The sequence below is a fragment of the Mesorhizobium sp. P5_C1 genome (assembly GCF_054049815.1).
Genome location: NZ_JBFULQ010000787.1, coordinates 1 through 1,952 on the forward strand (window position 1 = coordinate 1; position 1,952 = coordinate 1,952).

Below are 1,952 nucleotides of genomic sequence, written 5' to 3' on the forward strand. Positions count from 1 at the left end.
GTTCAGGTCTTTTTCGAATGCGAACTCCGGCGCGTGGATTCCGATCACCACCAAACCATGCTTCCGGTATTTCTCGTCCCAGGCCTGCACGTAGGGAAGCGTGCGCAGCCAGTTGATGCAGGTGTAGGTCCAGAAATCGATGAGGACGACCTTGCCATGCAAGGCCGACGCCGTCAGCGGCGGTGAATTTATCCACTCGTGCGCCGCTTCAAGCGAAGCAAGCTCCGATTTTTCCTCAAGCCGGTAGGTAGAGAGTTCGTGAAGAAACGGAACCCGCATTGGTGTGGAGATTATGGACTGCGCCACGTTCGTGCCTCCTAGAAAACCGGCAATCGGAGCCCCGATTGCCGTTGCGAGCGCCGCGGCGAGCAGCAGCTTGGTTGCTTTCATCAACGACGCCTTTTGGTTCGATATCGATGTCGTCGCGCGAACGGTTCGAATGCGCACCGCGCGCCCAACCCTTCACAGCGGAAGCGTGTTGCCAGCCTGCTCGGCCACCATGTATTTCGCGTACCAGTCCGGCCAGTTCTCATCGCGCCGACCGCCGTTGCGCTTCTCGTGCTCGCCGTGGGCCTCCGACGTGCGTCGCAGCGCGGAAGCACGATCCGCCTCGGAAGCGTAGGTCGTGGTGCTGGAGTCGATGCGACCGGGAAACCGCGTGGTGATCTCCTGAAGCAACCATTCGTTGCCGTCCGGATMTTTGAAAGTAGCGAACGAGGAGTAGCTGCGTCGCTGGGGATCGCGGCCTTTCACCGTTGGCTTGCCGGGGCCTTCGCGATGAAACGCCTCGCTGACCTCGACGCCGCGGCCGATAAGCTCGGCGCGAGCCGATTCAATGTCCGAAACGATAAGATAAAGTCCGCTTGCAGAGCCGGGCGCGACCGTCGTGATCCCAGTGCCGAAGTGTATCGAGGCCGGCGAGCCRGGAGGTGTGAACTGTATCCCGCGGAACGTGTCTCCAACGACAAAGTCAGCGTCGAGTCTCCACCCCAGCCGTTCGTAGAATTGCTTAGCGCGCTCTACATTCGAGACGGGAATGACAACAACTTCGAGCTTCATGTCGAGGGAGCGCGGCCGTTGTGTCTCAACTGCGATACTGCTGACAGTGCTAGTGATGTCCATATTTACCTCCTGCGTTAAGTTGCGTGAGAAGCTCGTCTCGCGTGCGGCTCGGGACAGAACCCGAATGCCGCGAGTTCTAGCCAGGTAGGCGCCGGCGATGCCGTCCGTTCAATCGAAGTGCTCATGGCGGAAGCGGTTGGCCGGCGTGCTCCGCCACCAAGTACTCGGCGTACCAGTCCGGCCAGTTCTCATCACGCTGGCCGCCTGTCCGCTGCTCGTGCTCGCCATGAGCCACAGATGCACGCCGAAGCGCGGCTGCGAGTTCGGCCGACGAGACAAATGTGGCGCCTCCAGCGTCGACGCGGCCTGGTGCTCGCGCAGTGACCTCCTGCAAGAGCCAGTTGTTTCCGGCCGGGTCGCTGAAGGAAGCCCACGAGGCGTAGCTGCGTCTTTCCGGATCGGGCCCGCTGACGCGCCCTTTGTCACCGGCATAGTGATACACTTCGCTTACGTCGACCCCGCGATCGGCGAGTTCGGCGCGTGCTGCCTCGATGTCCGACACGACGAGTTCACCAGCGGTTTCGAGGATGTCGAGCTCGATACGAGCATAAGGGCCTGGTGCAACGCCTGAGCCGAAGACAACCGAACACTGGGACCCAGGAGGCGTAAACTGGATGACATGAAATTCGTCGCCGATGAGGTCGGCGTCCAGCCGCCAACCCAAGCCTGCATAGAACAGCTTAGCGCGGTCGACATCGGAAACTGGAATGACTACGACCTCGAGCTTGATATCGACTGCGGTGTTGCTGCGGGTAGTGGCAATCGTCATGTCTGCCTCCTCGGTTGAGTTTGATGGGAATGCTTCTTTGTGCCTCCGGTCAGTTCAGTTT

The 1,952-nt window shown here is 60.5% G+C and carries 2 protein-coding genes and 1 pseudogene; all 3 read right to left on the reverse strand.

The window, feature by feature from the left end:
* A pseudogene (locus ACXJ7R_RS31270) lies at positions 1-390 on the reverse strand (cytochrome c biogenesis protein DipZ); the annotation flags it as partial.
* A 72-nt stretch (positions 391-462) separates the two neighbouring features.
* On the reverse strand, positions 463-1,122 hold the full coding sequence (locus ACXJ7R_RS31275) for a VOC family protein (RefSeq protein WP_457155181.1): 660 nt from the start codon (positions 1,120-1,122) through the stop codon (positions 463-465).
* 121 nt (positions 1,123-1,243) lie between these two features.
* Positions 1,244-1,891: a VOC family protein gene (locus ACXJ7R_RS31280; RefSeq protein ID WP_457155182.1), complete on the reverse strand. Its 648-nt coding sequence runs from the start codon at positions 1,889-1,891 to the stop codon at positions 1,244-1,246.
* Positions 1,892-1,952: the final 61 nt, after the last annotated feature.